The sequence below is a fragment of the Halopseudomonas sp. L-58 genome (assembly GCF_056859475.1).
In genome coordinates, this window is the sequence record NZ_JBSXON010000049.1 from 1 (window position 1) to 14,829 (window position 14,829).

18 protein-coding genes and 1 pseudogene are annotated in these 14,829 nt (G+C 55.3%); 10 read left to right on the plus strand and 9 right to left on the minus strand.

What is annotated here, in order from left to right; translation table 11 throughout:
• A pseudogene (locus AC13EY_RS05800) lies at positions 1-138 on the plus strand (IS110 family transposase); the annotation flags it as partial.
• Between the two features lie 396 nt (positions 139-534).
• Here AC13EY_RS05800 and AC13EY_RS05805 read toward each other — a convergent pair.
• From AC13EY_RS05805 to AC13EY_RS05825, 5 genes are read right to left on the minus strand one after another with little or no spacing between them, the layout of a single operon-like run.
• Positions 535-903: a Mov34/MPN/PAD-1 family protein gene (locus AC13EY_RS05805; RefSeq protein ID WP_323133565.1), complete on the minus strand. Its 369-nt coding sequence runs from the start codon at positions 901-903 to the stop codon at positions 535-537.
• A complete protein-coding gene (locus AC13EY_RS05810) occupies positions 891-2,522 on the minus strand; it encodes a ThiF family adenylyltransferase (RefSeq protein ID WP_228246928.1) in 1,632 nt (543 codons plus the stop codon). The genes AC13EY_RS05805 and AC13EY_RS05810 overlap by 13 nt, the downstream gene beginning before the upstream one ends.
• Positions 2,519-3,661, minus strand: coding sequence for a CBASS cGAMP synthase (locus tag AC13EY_RS05815; RefSeq protein WP_228246929.1), 1,143 nt, complete (start codon positions 3,659-3,661; stop codon positions 2,519-2,521). Before AC13EY_RS05815 ends, AC13EY_RS05810 begins: the two co-directional genes overlap by 4 nt.
• Positions 3,655-4,656, minus strand: coding sequence for a CBASS cGAMP-activated phospholipase (locus tag AC13EY_RS05820; protein ID WP_228246930.1), 1,002 nt, complete (start codon positions 4,654-4,656; stop codon positions 3,655-3,657). The genes AC13EY_RS05815 and AC13EY_RS05820 overlap by 7 nt, the downstream gene beginning before the upstream one ends.
• 6 nt (positions 4,657-4,662) lie before the next feature.
• Complete coding sequence (locus AC13EY_RS05825) at positions 4,663-4,887, minus strand: DUF2188 domain-containing protein (protein WP_079381570.1); 225 nt, start codon at positions 4,885-4,887, stop codon at positions 4,663-4,665.
• Positions 4,888-5,176: 289 nt separating this feature from the next.
• On the opposite strand from AC13EY_RS05825, the gene AC13EY_RS05830 reads away from it, so the two are divergent.
• The 5 genes from AC13EY_RS05830 to AC13EY_RS05850 all read left to right on the plus strand — a co-directional run bounded on the left by AC13EY_RS05830 (position 5,177) and on the right by AC13EY_RS05850 (position 9,795).
• Complete coding sequence (locus AC13EY_RS05830; RefSeq protein ID WP_022963354.1) at positions 5,177-5,563, plus strand: helix-turn-helix domain-containing protein; 387 nt, start codon at positions 5,177-5,179, stop codon at positions 5,561-5,563.
• Positions 5,564-5,565: 2 nt separating this feature from the next.
• A complete protein-coding gene (locus AC13EY_RS05835) occupies positions 5,566-6,435 on the plus strand; it encodes an ImmA/IrrE family metallo-endopeptidase (RefSeq protein ID WP_482875929.1) in 870 nt (289 codons plus the stop codon).
• A 1,073-nt stretch (positions 6,436-7,508) separates the two neighbouring features.
• Positions 7,509-8,219 (plus strand): secretin and TonB N-terminal domain-containing protein, encoded by a 711-nt coding sequence (locus AC13EY_RS05840; protein ID WP_228246931.1) that lies wholly within the window; start codon positions 7,509-7,511, stop codon positions 8,217-8,219.
• Positions 8,216-8,761, plus strand: coding sequence for an RNA polymerase sigma factor (locus AC13EY_RS05845; RefSeq protein ID WP_022963349.1), 546 nt, complete (start codon positions 8,216-8,218; stop codon positions 8,759-8,761). The genes AC13EY_RS05840 and AC13EY_RS05845 overlap by 4 nt, the downstream gene beginning before the upstream one ends.
• 65 nt (positions 8,762-8,826) lie before the next feature.
• The gene (locus AC13EY_RS05850) at positions 8,827-9,795 is read left to right on the plus strand and encodes a FecR family protein (protein ID WP_228246932.1); all 969 of its coding nucleotides are present in this window, start codon (positions 8,827-8,829) and stop codon (positions 9,793-9,795) included.
• 36 nt (positions 9,796-9,831) lie between these two features.
• On the opposite strand, the gene AC13EY_RS05855 is transcribed toward AC13EY_RS05850, so the two are convergent.
• Positions 9,832-10,182, minus strand: a complete 351-nt coding sequence (locus tag AC13EY_RS05855) for a CHAD domain-containing protein (RefSeq protein ID WP_228246933.1) — start codon at positions 10,180-10,182, stop codon at positions 9,832-9,834.
• Positions 10,183-10,239: 57 nt separating this feature from the next.
• Here AC13EY_RS05855 and AC13EY_RS05860 point away from each other — a divergent pair, with 57 nt between their 5' ends.
• A complete protein-coding gene (locus AC13EY_RS05860; protein WP_022963346.1) occupies positions 10,240-10,911 on the plus strand; it encodes a hypothetical protein in 672 nt (223 codons plus the stop codon).
• A gap of 12 nt (positions 10,912-10,923) precedes the next feature.
• Entirely contained in the window at positions 10,924-12,141 is a 1,218-nt protein-coding gene (locus AC13EY_RS05865) for a helix-turn-helix domain-containing protein (RefSeq protein WP_022963345.1), read from the plus strand.
• 31 nt (positions 12,142-12,172) lie between these two features.
• On the opposite strand, the gene AC13EY_RS05870 is transcribed toward AC13EY_RS05865, so the two are convergent.
• Together AC13EY_RS05870 and AC13EY_RS05875 are read right to left on the minus strand one after the other, a co-directional pair.
• Positions 12,173-12,793, minus strand: a complete 621-nt coding sequence (locus AC13EY_RS05870) for a type II secretion system protein GspJ (protein ID WP_482875933.1) — start codon at positions 12,791-12,793, stop codon at positions 12,173-12,175.
• The gene (locus AC13EY_RS05875) at positions 12,790-13,236 is read right to left on the minus strand and encodes a prepilin-type N-terminal cleavage/methylation domain-containing protein (protein WP_228246935.1); all 447 of its coding nucleotides are present in this window, start codon (positions 13,234-13,236) and stop codon (positions 12,790-12,792) included. The genes AC13EY_RS05870 and AC13EY_RS05875 overlap by 4 nt, the downstream gene beginning before the upstream one ends.
• Positions 13,237-13,342: 106 nt before the next feature.
• Here AC13EY_RS05875 and AC13EY_RS05880 point away from each other — a divergent pair, with 106 nt between their 5' ends.
• Entirely contained in the window at positions 13,343-13,783 is a 441-nt protein-coding gene (locus AC13EY_RS05880; RefSeq protein ID WP_228246936.1) for a type II secretion system protein N, read from the plus strand.
• Positions 13,784-13,787: 4 nt separating this feature from the next.
• Here the strand turns inward: AC13EY_RS05880 and gspI are convergent, their stop codons facing one another.
• Complete coding sequence (gene gspI, locus AC13EY_RS05885; RefSeq protein WP_228246937.1) at positions 13,788-14,165, minus strand: type II secretion system minor pseudopilin GspI; 378 nt, start codon at positions 14,163-14,165, stop codon at positions 13,788-13,790.
• A 241-nt stretch (positions 14,166-14,406) separates the two neighbouring features.
• On the opposite strand from gspI, the gene gspG reads away from it, so the two are divergent.
• Complete coding sequence (gene gspG / locus AC13EY_RS05890; RefSeq protein ID WP_228246938.1) at positions 14,407-14,826, plus strand: type II secretion system major pseudopilin GspG; 420 nt, start codon at positions 14,407-14,409, stop codon at positions 14,824-14,826.
• Positions 14,827-14,829: the final 3 nt, after the last annotated feature.

Consider the following 14,829-nt stretch of genomic DNA (forward strand, 5'->3'; position numbering starts at 1 on the left):
ATGCGCTTCGGCATGGACTACAAGGATCCTGGCGCTGATCACTATGAACAAAAATATCGGGAGCGCGTGGTGAAAGGGCTGCATCGACGTGCAGCAGAGTTTGGATTCACATTGCAGGCTGTCGAAGGTGTTTCTTAGGAAAGCCCGGCAAGGATGCCGGGCTTTCGACGGGGATGCTGATCCTTCAGCGAGCACTGATCCTTTAGTGGTGGGGAGCATACACCTTTGTGTATGACACTCTGGTGACGTGCTGTTCATGTGGTGGAAAGGGTTGGCGCGGAGACCTGGGCCGGCCTCGTTGCCACAGTCTTTCCTTAGTTCATTGCCCGTGACGACAGGGAGTCCGTGGCTAGGGGGCAAGAAGCGAGCGCCGGGTTGGTGGGGCCCGCGAGTCCGACGACGGAACGGTCTTGGTTTTATTGCCCGCTATTCCACAGAGGTAAATACCGAACCTCGGCCTGATTCTGGGACCAACTCGGCATATAAAGATTTTCTCCCGACGATGACAGCAAGCATTGGCCGCTTGTCTCGACGCTACGCTGATAAGTGGTTCCATTCCGATCTATCGAGACTAGAAGGTTGAGGATGGTCTTCTGGATGTGTGTGCCATTCGCCCAAATAGCGGACGGTTCCTTGACTCGCCCTCCATCGAGCCAGAGCAATGACTTCGTGACCAAATGGCATTCGCTCGAAAAGGTAGTGGAATCGCTTGTCCCATATTGTAGGAACCGTTGCTTGTTCGATAAGCATGTGGGCTCCATGAACCGAACCAAGCAGCAGTCCGCCAGCCTCGCAGTCGGTATCACTGGCTTGGACATGCTGATAGAAAATTTCCAGCGTAGACTCCGAGAAATGCAGCAGCGTCCTCTTGTCGCTGGTTGCCCAGGAACTCATGAGCCGCATAGAGGGCACTCGCGATCCAGCGGTGGATCGCAATCAGGCGTGGCAAGCTGCTGGACGCGGTCGATCAGCCTGGTTCGCAGCGCAGGAGAATAGACGCCGTTGACCCAGTCGAGTGTCATTTCAGCACCCAGGCTGGCAGCATGCACCGACACCGAGGCGGGAAACGGCACGTACAAGCCCTCACATCCATGCCCCGCCAAGATGGTAGGAAGAGGATCAAGGGTGGAGCGTAGTTCACCTCTTTTGTTGCTATGCCAAAGGCATCTGTAGCAAGCACCAGATGCGTTCGTTCTCAAGAGTGCACGGACAGCCGTACCCGGCCCTTCTACCCAGACCGAAAGCATGGGTGTAGGTGGTGGATAGTGGCCGCACAGCCAATGCCCGAGGGACTCTTCCCCAGTGGCATCTATGAGCAAGTCCAGCTCTCCCAATTGGACCTGCCTGACATCCACAGGGAGTGCACGAATCTCGGCCCCTGGCGCCAAGTGCTTGAGTTCTTTCGCCATGGCCTCGGCCTTGTTCGACAGCAAGTCCGGAAATCCCAGGCGATGACGCCCGATGTTTTGCGGGAGAAGGTAGTCGAAATCCACCAACGTGAGCTTTCCGCCGCATGTCCCCGCCCCAGCCTTGACCAGCATGTCCGACAGATATCCGCCGATCGTGCCGCATCCAACAACGGCTAGGTTCTTACCTGCAAGCGTCTTTGACTTAGGTATGTTTCGCTGGGCAAGATATCGATCATCGATTCTGACCACCGAGACGGGTATCGCCTTTAACCCATAGCTCGAATCCCGGCGATCTGCGAGCTTGCCCTTTTGGACTTGGCATTGACGATCATAGAGAACCGCAAAGCCATACGTCATCAACAGAGACTCGATAACGATCAGAACGCCGTTGGCCTTCTTCCTTTCTCCTTCCTTGATGCGCGCGTGAATCTTGCGCCGGCACCGGGGGTCAAGAGTGCTTTGCCACGCCAAGATATCCGCAACTGTTTCGGGAGGCCAATGGCTGGTCAGCGGGCGAGGTTGAGCGCTGGTTTTGATCCGGTAAGTCAGCACCGTTTGATCGGTGATCTGGTAGCCGAGCGACTTCAACTTCTTCGTTGTTCGGTCTTTGTTATCGGTGATGAACCACAAAGAATTACCATTGGCCTGCGCGATTATGCAGCTCTGTCGCCCTAGGTCTTCGCCCTGCATGTCCACAAAGCAAAGCCATCCATCCCAATAGGCGAAAAACTCTTCCGTAAGATCTTCAATCATCCCCCCCTTCAAGATCTGCCCGAGCACGACGGCAGCGCGCTGCAAGCATGCCAGCGACTGTCCGACAGGATCGTAGATATCCAGAACGACCGTTCCCTTGGAGAGGTAGCAAAGTCCACCACCTGCACCCAGATGAGGAACCGCTGCGGGTAGCTCAGGAGGAATATCCAGCAGCCGGATGCGAGGTAAGTCAAAGAACGTAGGATCGAGCTGAACTTCGCACGGACAGCCCTTGTCTGCTTGGGGTGGCGTCAACTGCCCGTGCAGCCTGAACCAGCCGTCATCCGTCTTGCCAACAAACTCGAAGCCTCGCTGCTTGAAAACCTCGATGACGTCTGCGACCGCTGCGGAGCTGCTCATCCTGCCTTCGTTCGCCCGACAAGCTCGCTAGGGCCAGCCGTGGCGGGAGCCGCAGCAATGGTGGCAGCAACGGATACCACCTTGACCCGATCCGGCTCGTTCGGAAAGCGAAGGCCGAATTCACCCTGCATCCAAATGCAGGCCTGTGAAGGGCTGCCGGCATCGGTGGCTCCGCGAAGCACTTTCTCAAATTCTTCAAACGCTTTTGCTGCTTCTTCGACACCCGCTTTGCCAAGCCGCTCCGTGAGAGACTCGGACTCATCCACGGGGTTGTTCACACCTGCCCGCAACTGGGCCGGCAGTGACGTGACGACATCCAGCAACGCGAGGTCATCACGCCGATCACGTTTCTCAAAGAGTGGGGCTGCGGCGGCCATCAGCAGAATCGAAGCGGGCCCGCCGCTAGACCACCTCCAATCGCGGAACGCCTTCAAGTAACGAACCACGCGGCGGAACTGCTCCCCCTTGATCTCCACTTCGCTCAGGAACCATTCCTTCACAGGTCTGGGGTCAGAGGGCATCCAGTTGCATTCACGATGGGCCAGGAGCACCTTGTCAGCGGGCAGTGCTGTCCAAACATCCCGCTCTGCCATGTTCACCGCGTCCGTCAACGAGTCGTAGCCATATCGCTCCATCGAAGCCTTTGCGAGCAAGACAAATTCTTCGTCAGGAATGGCGTACAGAGGAATATCAATGTGGGCATACGCTGAAATGACGATGCGGATGCACGTAGGCTTGTCGGTGACAAGCTTCCAGTGCTTTTCCTCGACCAGCGGCTTCAAGGCTTCTTCCGCAGCGGCAAAGAACACTGTCGTTGCCGTGCTGGGGCGTTTCGTTTGGGAGACGAAGCTCAATGGCAGATAGCATCCATCATCGACATCTGCCTGCTGAGGGCGTTGGGCCGGAGAGTTCAGCGTCTTGTATGCCCACGATCCTTGCGTGAAAAAGCGCGGCTGTGGCACGTTCTCCGTGTATCCGTTTGCCCTCAACACGCGAGGGATGCCTGTACGAAGGCAGGCCCTGACATCAGTACGGGCGCTCGCGATCCAAGCGCGTTGCTCAGGCGTCAGATCCAGCTCGTCATGCATGCAGGATTCGTCGTCAACGGTGGTAAAGAAAAGCGGGCTCAGGTTCAGCATGCAGCCTCCGGAACATTCTTGTTGGGACCGTGGTAGAAGATGGGGGCGCCGGCCTGGTGCGCTCGAAAAGGTTGGAAAAGTGGATCGCCCAGCGCACGCTGCGCCGCATGGCTTCCACGATCCTTGAGCGTATTCGTGGCACCAATTGAAACCCGATCCAGCGCCTTCACGTCCTTGCTCTGATCCGGCGTTGCCTTGTCGTCGATCTGGAAGTAGTTGTTCCCCAACAACTGCCGCAGCATATAGTCCACGGACGATTCCTGAGCGGAGATCACCAGATCGAAGAGTCCACCACGCCACTTTCCGAATCCGCGGTCAAGGCTGGCACCGCCACGAACGGTTGCACCGATCGTCATCGTGCCGATGGATAGAACTCGAATTAGCGGATCCTGTTTCGGCGCGAGGAACGTCTTGACCTCGTGCAACCCGAACAGGCCGGGGGCATTGCCTACCAACCCACCATCCGCGAAGACACCACGGTCGTTGCGCGCCAGCGGGAAGTAGACGGGGGCGGCGGCAGTCGCCAACGCGACATCGACGATCTTCATGCGGTGATCCAGCTCAAAGAAAGGATGGTGAGGCGTCTTGAAGAATTGTCCGCGACCCGTCGAGTAGTTGACTGCGGGCACAAGAACACGATGCTTTAAGTCGCCTATCGTGGTTCCCTGGAAGCGTTCGGTCAGCACATCTCGCAATCCCGTCGAGTCATGCTTTGCAGTCAGCCAGAATCCCAAAAGCCGCCTTGGGAGGCTGCGGCAACCAAAGATGCGGCTACCTTCGTCTTCGAACAATGCCTTGAGTTCGCTAGCTGGAATCTCCGCTGCCAGCCCCAAAGCCAACATCCCTCCTGCCGATGTGCCACAAATCAGGTCAAAGTGGGAAGCGATAGGGCGACCCAGCACTGCTTCAAGTTCGGCGAGAACCGTAGCCGTATAGAGGCCGCGATAACCTCCACCCGACAGGGCGAGCACATGGTAGGCAGGGATGTCAGTCATGACGTCTTAACCTCTCGGAGGAAAGGGGTCGTTGCCGTGGCTATCCTTGTCACGGATACGGCCATCTGGACGATGGATGACGAGTTCGGACTTCTGGTTGCGTGCAATATCCCGCCCCGCATCTATTGCTTGCTGCTGCGTGTCATGCACAGAGGTCGCCCGCTGGTTTCCAGCACCTTTAACGGCCCAACCGTCTTGATGAGGAACAACATGCTGATTTTTGCCGGCCATGATGGCTCTCCTACAATGGAACTATGGTAGTCCCAGCCAGCCGGCTGGGTTGTCAACGGCCGCCCGCTGTAGCACAATGTGTTGCTTGCACAGACAACAGGAAGGCCAAGCCAATCTAACCTGGGGCAAGCTTAAAGCCTGCCCCTGTTGTCTGACTAGACAACAATGTATCAGGGCATGTGTGCCGGTGCAACACCCGCGCAACATGCGCATTTGAACTCGACTGTATGTGGGGTTGATGTAACACAGGGCTGTAGCCTTCTCCCCACAACCGTAAGGATCTTAACTCATGCCGCAAACAGGCTTGGGCGTCGCTATCAAGACGCTACGCGAACGCAGAACCCTTTCACTGCGTGAAATCGGTCAGCTCTCTTCGGTGGATCATGCCTATGTCCATCGCTTGGAATCAGGCGAGAAGACGAATCCGTCGCCGGATCTGGTTGAGAAGCTGTTGAGGGCTCTCAAGCCTGGAGAGAGGGATGCAGCACTCGTTATGTGGCTTGTTGACCATGCGGAGGCCGACCCTCGTCTTGTTGAGTTCGTATTACAAGACCCCTCTATCAGCATCGACATCTTTTCGGCTGCGGCGGGAGTGAGGCATCGCGGAAATACGAGGCCTGACCCTGCAACATTGATCGCTCGGATACAGAGGGCATTCGAGGACGAGGACGATTGAACATGGATGAGGTGGATGTCAGGCAGAGAGCGCGAGCCTTTATTGCGAAAGTCGATACGTCGGACATCCGAACAGACCTGACGCCCTATGTCGTTGCGGCCAACGCCAAGGTCAAGAGGGAAGAACTTGCTGAAGGAGAGTCCGGCTACACAATCACTAAGCCGAACGGGAAGCATGTCATTACGGTGAACTCGCTGGAAACGGAAGAGCGCCAGCGTTTCACCATCTGCCATGAGGTAGCTCACATCGTGCTCGAGCTGGAGTCGAGTCACGAAGAAGTACCGTCTTGGTCTTATGCCAAGCGGCACCCGAACGAGATCGCCTGTGACACGTTCGCCGCTGAGCTGCTGATGCCATATCAGCAATGGCTGTCACTCGTACCCAAGGAAGAGCCATCGCTGGAGCTGATCCAGCACATGGCTGACTTGTTTGGCACCTCATTCCCTGCTGCCGCATCTCGGTTCGCTTGCCTCAGTGACATGCCGTGCGCTTTCGTCACAATGGAGCGTGGCGCAGTACGTTACGCAGCACGCTCCACTAGCTTGCGACAGACTGGAGCTTGGATATCTCCCAAATCCATAATCCCTGTCGGCTCTGTGGCCCACCGTCTCCGCTCTTCGGGCAACAGTGCTACCGACACGGGAGATGTTTCACAGGACATCTGGTTCGACAACTGGGAACAGGGACTCGACCTCTGGGAACTCTCCAGGCACTACGCACGTACCGACACCACCACCTCGCTGTTATGGTTCGACAGCGACGACTTGCCTGGGGTCGAAGTGAACCGCTTCGGTGCGCGCGTCGAGGATGATGGAGGCTTAGCTGAACTTACAGGACAACTGCCGTGGCCAGGACGCAGCAAACGCCGTTAACAACGACCGCTGACTGTATATGTCCCAACAACACGTGGAATCCGTTCGAGTACGCAGGCCTTCAAGGGCTGGAGAGCGTGAAATTCCGAGACACTGTCTGGGATTTCTCGAATGCCTCAAACTGGACTGACTAGGAAAGTTCGCTGACGTCCGAGATAGAGCTTCGCCATCAGGATGCTGTCGTCTGTGTCGCAGCGATCCACCAGCCCCTGTAGCTTGCTCATCGAGTTGATCTTGTGGGTCATACCGCCGTCTATACACTTGGAGCAAATGGTTTTACAAAAACAGAGCAGCGAGATCGTGAGAAGCCCAGCGCAGAACAGTTAGAAAGATTGCTTGGGGCAAAGCCAACAAAAGAGTTGCTGTTGCAGTACGTAAGGGAATAACAGTGGACTCGATCCGACGTAGGAAAAGTGGGTTCCATAACGTATCGCTTTCCTCGCATCGTCAGACACATTTATTTTACTGAACCTTGCTTTGTGATCATCCGAGTGAGGGCTGGTTAGCAGATTGGTTCTGCGCAATAAACCCTTAACGCCCAATAATCAGTGGCGAGCGTGGGCTGCTGGCGGGTGGTCGCTGGGGGAATGCCGACGTGCCGAAGTTGGTACCCATGCGTGTGCGGGTAGCCGCCTGATTATACAAACCCATTCGGGTCGGCGCCTGGCGGGTGATAGGCGATGTCATAGCTTCCAGGTTTTTGCGAGCGGCGGTATTGCCTTGTGGGTTGGTCATTTGTAGGCCAAGGCACTCATACGATAAGGTCTTATAGCCACCGACGGTTACGTCAACACAGGCGGGCCCATCGGTTCTCGACCCCTTCGCGTGTGTCTGTGCTGAAACCATGAGCAGGGCGGTGAGGAGTGGTAAAAGTAAAAACAGAAAACGCATCAGAACCTCCAGAAGCTGGTCAGGCGATTTCGCTTTTGGCCTGAGATGGGAGCTTACACTGTAAGCCAAATAGGCTTGGGTGGGACGTGATTCACTAAAATGTCATGATTTCGATGCAGGATGGTGGCTCTATAACATGCCCCAACATTGCATCAGAGGCAGTAGCCGGGGAGCTCACCTCTATGTTGCCGGGTGTAGTAAAAAAATATCTGGCTGCAGTGCTGTTGTTGATCCTGGCATCATATTGCCCGATCAGCTCACACGCTGCGGGTAGCGACCTGTCAGAAAATGCCACAACGCTGATTGAGTTTGATATCCCGGCGCAATCGCTGGCAGACGCATTGAATCTCTATAGCGAATCAGCCGGAGTGGCGATCCTAGTTGACCGTGAGCTGACCAACGCAAGACGTTCGGCCAGCTTGAAAGGGCAGTTCTCTGTAAGAGAAGCCCTTGGTTTGTTGCTGTCCGGGACGGGTTTGATGGCGATCTACAGCCATGAGGATGCATTTACTCTCAGGCGGGCGGAGGTGAGCAATTCCACGGACGATATCGCACAGCCTATAAAAAGAAGCCAAGGGGGAGGGAGCTATGCCAGCGTTGTTCAGCTTGCTCTGGAAAAAGCGCTCTGCAGCTCAGAAGTGACAAGGCCAGGGAACTATCGGATTGTGTTCCAGCTGTGGATTGGCGTCCATGGAGAGGTGCAGCATAGTCGCCTATTGAGCTCAAGCGGTGACGTACGGCGAGATGATCACCTGATCGATGCGTTGAGGGTTCTCAGGGTGCCGCAGGCACCACCCACGTCTTTGTCGCAACCTCTCACAATTCTAATACTGCCAGAGGCAGAGGACAGTGGCAGTGGTATCAATTGCCAGCGGTTCGAAGGAATTTCATGACTACATTGCAGAGTGAAATGGTTCGGCTGTTCTTGGTTTCTTACGATGAATTCAAGATGCGCCTGCAGCGACGACTAGGGTCAGAGCACCTTGCCAGCGATGTTCTGCAGGAAACCTATCTGCGGGTTTATGGCCTGTCCCAAGGCATCACAGAGGTTAAAAATCCCAAGGCATACCTGTTCCGCATAGCATTAAATATTGCAGCGGACCAACGCAGTGCAGGTGCTCGATTGTTGACCGGTGAGGAAGTAGAAGAGCTTCTGAATCCCGCTGATGAGCGGTTGGACCCTGCGCGTGTCGTTGCAGGCCAGAATGATATCCGCACGTTGATTGAAGCTTTATGCGAGTTGCCGCCTCGACGCCGGCAAATCCTGGTTGCCGCAAGACTTGAACACATCCCCCACGTTGATATTGCCGAGCGGCACAACGTCTCTACTCGTACTGTTGAAAAGGAATTGAAGGTGGCGTTGGCTTATTGCGCCGAACGACTGGAAAAAAAATCACTCCAACAGTTCGGTTTAGGGGCGGTCAAGCCGTCTTAACTAATAGGCGCCCTGGTTATCGGTGTAGCCAACAACCCGTACCATCATCAGATACAAACGAATCCATGACTGAAACTGAAGACCAGCTGCAACGCGAAGCTCAACAATGGCTGATACGCCTGACATCGGGGCAGGCAACGACGTCGGATGCGGCCGAGTTTCGTCGTTGGTGCGCGCTTAGCACCGACCATGCGCAGGCTTTTGCGAACGCCAGGCAGCTGTGGCAAGCCTTGGGCCCGGCTGCCCAACAGATCGAGAAAACGGAATCATCTGAATCACAGGGCGCCGCGCACAGCGCTAGTGAGATAGTTCCGCTTCCACAGCGCCGCATGGGTAGACGTGCGTTTCTCACCGGTGCGGTAGCAGCCTCAGCAGCTTTCGTATTTGTACGCCCCTCTTTTATGGGCGAGATTGCCGGCTTGTTAGCTGACTACCACACTGGCGTGGGTGAGCAGCGGAGCGTAACGCTATCCAACACCACAGCTCTGGAACTGAATACCCAGACCCGTATCAATCAGCAGGTATTCAATGACGGTAGCCAAGGGGTGGAACTCCTCAGTGGTGAGGTTGAGGTGCTGACCCAGGCCCCCTTCAAAATGCGTGCAGGAACGGGATGGGTCGGTAGTGATGACGGCAAATTTGTTGTGCGCTCCACTGGTCCAGAAGTGATGGTTACCTGCGTAGCCGGCCATTTGACGGTTTTTCATCAGGGCAGCAACTTTCAGTTAAGTAGCAATCAGCAGATCAGCTACAGCGAGCAATCGCATAGCGAACCAGTCGAGGTCAATACCCAAGTGGTTACCGCTTGGCGACAGCGTTTGCTGATTTTTGAAAATGAAACACTGGCGCATGTCATCAATGAACTCAACCGCTACCATTCCGGCAGAATTATGTTGATGAATGAAAAGCTGGGCCAGCGCAGAGTACAGGCCCGTTTCAAGCTCGACCAGCTCTCCGACGTCGCCGAGCTGATTCGCGATGCCTATGGCGCAAAAGTCAGACAGCTGCCGGCAGGTGTGGTGTTGGTTGGTTGAGGGCGATTCAGAGCAGATCCAACCCTGGTGCTATGCTTACTCGCTTGGTAGCAAACGAGCCAGCTTTTTCAACGCCGTTTCGGCCACCTCAAGCTCTTGCTCCGCCGCATCGGCCCATTTCTGGGCCAGTGACTCCAGTTCGTCTTCCTGCTGCACTCGAAGGCACCATTGAAAGTGATCATGCCATGCGCCGAGCGCAGCTTGGGCCTTCTTCAGTGACGCAGCTGCATCATTCGGCAGTGGCGATAATGAGGGGAAAGCGTCGGTAAGATAGCGGGTGCGTTTTACCAGTATGCGCAACTGATGTCGGTCGAACTCAGCATCATGCACCCCCGCATGCAGCTTCCTGATTTGCCCGTTCATCGTCATGAGCAGTTTGTGCTTCAAAAGGAAGGATAATCCAGATAAAATCCGCTAAAGGAAGAATATTTTTGGAGACGCTTCATGGCGACCACGCAAGAGCAGGTGCTGAATTATCTGAGGTATCACATCCCTCGTTCTCGTTTCGAGGAGGCTAAAAGTGCTATCTTGGTCGGGTTCAATACCGCATATGAGGAAGCAAACAAGCTTGTTTATGTACCTAAGGATCGCAAGCGTGGGCAGGATAGGTATACCTATGTGCAGGAAAGCCTTGCTGCGCTGCTAAGCAGCTGGAATGCTCAGGTTACGCCGACGGCTCCTATGGGTGAGTTTTATACGCTTCTGTCTTCTGCGAATATAAAAATTACCGCAGCGGTAAAGCCGTGGAATAAAAAAGTCAGGCCAGCTCAGTACAGGAAAAAGAACTCCCAGCTTAATAGTTTTTTATCTTCTCCACAGTTGGATCTATTGGGTGGGGCAGAAAGTCAGATGCTCAGCCCTGGGGAGATGCTGAATGCCATTATAATCCCGCTTGCTCCGCCACGGCATCAGGATCAGTCAAAGCCTTTGGATATCATTCTGGCTGTGCCTTACTTTAACAGCTGCTCTGATTATCATGTCTGGTGCAAGTTTGATGATCTTTTTTATGGGTACGAGTCCATGACTTCGGTTGCTCCTGACTTGGGCTGGCCGACGATCAAGCGAAAAATGCGGGATGATGAAGATGCTTCGTCTTCTGATGAAGCTCCAGAGTGAGGAATTAGAGCAATGAGGACAGGAATTGTTGATTTCCAGTCTGACAGGCTCAGGCAGCTTAGAATAGCGCAGGGGCTGACTCAAGCAGTGCTTGCTGAAAAGCTATCGTGCTCTGCGGGTAATATCTCGAAATGGGAAAATGGTCTCAGCTACCCGGAGATAGCCAGCTTTAAGCGTATTTGTGACTATTTCAAAGTCCCGGAAGATTGGTTGCTGGAGTCGCCTATCAAGGATCAGGGTGACACACCCAGCTTTTTCCGGTCTCAGGTTTCTACTCCAAAGATTGCCTGGGACATTGCCGAGACTCGGCTGGAGTGGCTTGAGGAACTGTCTTTTAAATTGCAGGAAAGCCTGGATTTTCCTGAACTCCGCATCCCTTTCTACAGTGGTGATGAGGTCGGACTTATTGATGATGCAGATATCGAATCCCTTGCTGAGCAGTGTCGGCAGGAGTGGGGTATTGGCACTGGTCCTATAGCGAATGTCATTCAAACAATGGAAAGCTTTGGGGTCGTTGCCTCAAGAACTGAGCTTGGCTATGTGAAAATGGATGGTGTATCGCGCTGGTCGATGCTGGATGACAGGCCTTATGTCTTGCTTGCCGCCGATAAAGCGAGCCCGATACGGAATAGGTTTGATGCTGCACACGAGCTGGGTCATCTGGTTCTTCATAGGAAGATAAGCAAGGAACAGTATCAGCAGCATTACAATCTTATCGAAAATCAGGCCCATCGATTTGCCAGTGCGTTTCTCATGCCTGCAGAGAGCTTTTCATTTGAGGTGAAGTGGCCAACACTTGATGGGCTGCTCTCCCTGAAGCCGCGCTGGAAGGTCTCTGTCGCTGCGATGATAAAACGCTGTCAGGATTTGGAGTTGATCGATAGTGACGCTACAGCAAGACTGTGGAAAGGGCGCTCTGCCAGAGGCTGGGTAAAAAAAGAGCCTTTGGATGACTCATTCGAATTCGAGCAACCAAAACTATTAAAACGAAGCGTCATGATGCTTATAGAGAATAAGATACTGACGAAGGCCTCCCTGCGTAAGCATCTTGGTATGCCAGAGCCGTTATTGGAAGAGCTAGTCAACCTTCCAACCGGCTACTTCTCCGACGAGCAGAGAAACACCGTAATTGATATCAGACTGAAACCAAGGCCGAGCAAAGCAAGACCTGCAGATCTATACGGCACGGGTTCCGTTGTGAGTTTTCACCAGAAACATATGAGTGAATAGAGGTTTTCGGCAGGCCGCGAGGCCTGCCGAATTATCGCTCACCATCCACTCCAACCACCACCCGATAATGCTCCACCCCCTGCACCCCACGCCGCGATAGCCTGATCTCCAGCCCGACCGGATTATCCTGCCCTGCTGACGTCACATCCCGCCAGCCCTTGCCTGGCTGCCAAGTGCGGATGTTGAAGTCGGTCACCTGTTCCAGCACGGCCACGGCGTTGCGGGGGGCGGGGAGGGGGTATTGGTTGCTGGGTGATGCGGTGGCGCGGTAGAGGGTGTTGCTTGCCACCCACCAGCGCACCCGTTGCAGGCTGCCGGGCTGGTTGGCTGGATTGCGGATGATCTCCAGTTGCAGTGCCCCCGGTTTGCCACCTTTGACCTGCACAGCAGCGGGTAGGGCAAGACGCTTGTTGGATGGGGCCGCTTGATTCTCGACCGGGTCCCATAGTTCGGTTGTGGCGCGCATGTCGAGGTCGCGTTTGAGTTGATTCACGGCACGTAGCAGTTGCGCTGTGTGTTCGGTACTTTCTTCCAGATGGGACTGGGCTCGGCTTACGCTGTCCAGGCCGCGCCAGGAGATCATGCTGACGATGGCCATCAACATGATTGCGATCATCACTTCCAGCAGGGTGAAGCCGGCCTGGCTCTTCATGGCAGGAATATCCGCCCGGCTGCGTTGCGTTCGACGAGCAGACGGTTAGCGCCATCGGAAAGTTGAATACGCATGGGCTCTTCGATCCACTCGGCATTGAAAACCAACCGATCCATGGGCGAGAGGTGGACGGTGACGGGCGCAGCGCGCCACTCGCGGGGCTTCAATAGATCGTCCTCGATAACCCTGCCGCTCCGCCAGTGGACGAAGCGATAGCCCTGTTCATCGGCTTGCCACAGGATCGGCTGGCCGATGATCTGCGCCTCGCTTTGTGCTGCCGCCAGCACCAGTTGCAACCGTGCGGCATCCTCGCGGAGTAACTGCGCAGGGTCGCTACGCATGCTCAGGCTGAGCGCGGCACTGGCGATGCCGACAATCACTATGACCACCATCAGCTCAATCAAGGTGAATCCTGACGTATTACAGCGCTTGCGCGGCGTCATTGCGGCACCCCCCCGGGCAGGAAAGGGAAATATAACTCCCAGTGAAATAAAAGTGTGTGAATTGGCTCGTAGGATGGTGAGAAGGTAACAGGGGAGGATCGAACCTATGCCACATCTGAATTGGATGAATTGGACATACCTACCGCGCATTCTCCAGTGGCTTGCACTGGTGGGGGCACTGATCGGGGCGGTTTTCTGGACCAGGCTGCTTGCTATGCCGGCCGCGCCCGTCACACTTGAAGCGCCGATAGCGCAGGCCGCACCTGTGGAAACAAGCGCCGCAGCCGCATGGTTTGACAGCCTTGCACCCCGGCTGGATATCGCGATATCGGGGTTGATGGCGACGGATGAAGGTGCTGTCGCTATTTTGTCGGTCAACGACGGGCCAGCCAAAGCATATCTGGTTGGCGAACAGCTTGGGCGGGAAGCCAGGCTGACAGCGATCGAGCAGAATGCTGTAGTAGTGGAGCAGGCCGGAGAGTCGCAGCGGGTGGTTATTGCGGCGCTGCCGAACAGCCTGCACATGCCTGACCTCACGCGCCGTTGAGCATTCATTGACCGACCTGACTCAGCAGGCTGTCCAGTCGTGCCAGCGCTGGACCACTGCCTGAGCGGTCATGCACGCGAATCATGATGCGAAACACCGCCGGTGTTTCCGTCGGCGTGATGACTTCCTCGCACACCATCTCGACCCGTCCCTGACTGCATCGTGCCGTATTGGCCCCGCCCCGCCTGACCCCTTCCAGCTTGATCTCTGCCATCCGGCTTTCTGCTGCCAACAGCGCGATGGACTTGTCCCGTAGCACCCCGTTGCTGGTGGTCATCAGGCTGACCGCGCGTACTGCTGCCGCCATCGCAACGGCCACGATGGCAAGCGCAACCAGCACTTCGATGAGGGTGAAGCCTGACTGCCGAGTTCGTGCATTCATGAGTATTATCACCGTCCACATGGAGGGAAAAGCCTGTCTTCCAAGGGTATCCAGCGACTCTGACTATACGCTGACAAATCCTCCATAGGATGCTCATCACTCGATTGGTTTTTGCGTTTTTTTAGTGCTTTTGGCGCCCATTTTCAGCCTTGTTTGCTTACATCCTATAGAGGATTTTCCACATCGGTGACATATCTTCTTGCCACAATCCCCTCAGACCCAACAGCCAAGGAGAGTAGAGATGGTGCGTACAGCACAACGGGGTTTCACCCTTATCGAAATCATGGTGGTAGTCGTTATCCTCGGCATTCTTGCTGCTGTGGTTGCCCCCAAGGTACTGGATCGCCCGGATCAGGCGCGGGCCACAGCTGCCCGGCAGGATATAGGCGGGTTGATGCAGGCACTGGGGCTGTACCGTCTTGATCATGGCCAGTACCCGAGCATGAATCAGGGCCTCAACGCGCTGGTTGAGCGACCGGCCGATGTTTCGGCGGACAACTGGCGTTCCTATGTCGAACGCGTACCGGATGACCCTTGGGGCAGGAAGTATCAATACCTCAACCCTGGTGTTAACGGCGAAATTGATGTGTTTACCTTGGGTGCCGATGGCGTGCCCAATGGTGAAGGTGTCAATGCCGATATTGGTTCCTGGCAGCTGTAGCCG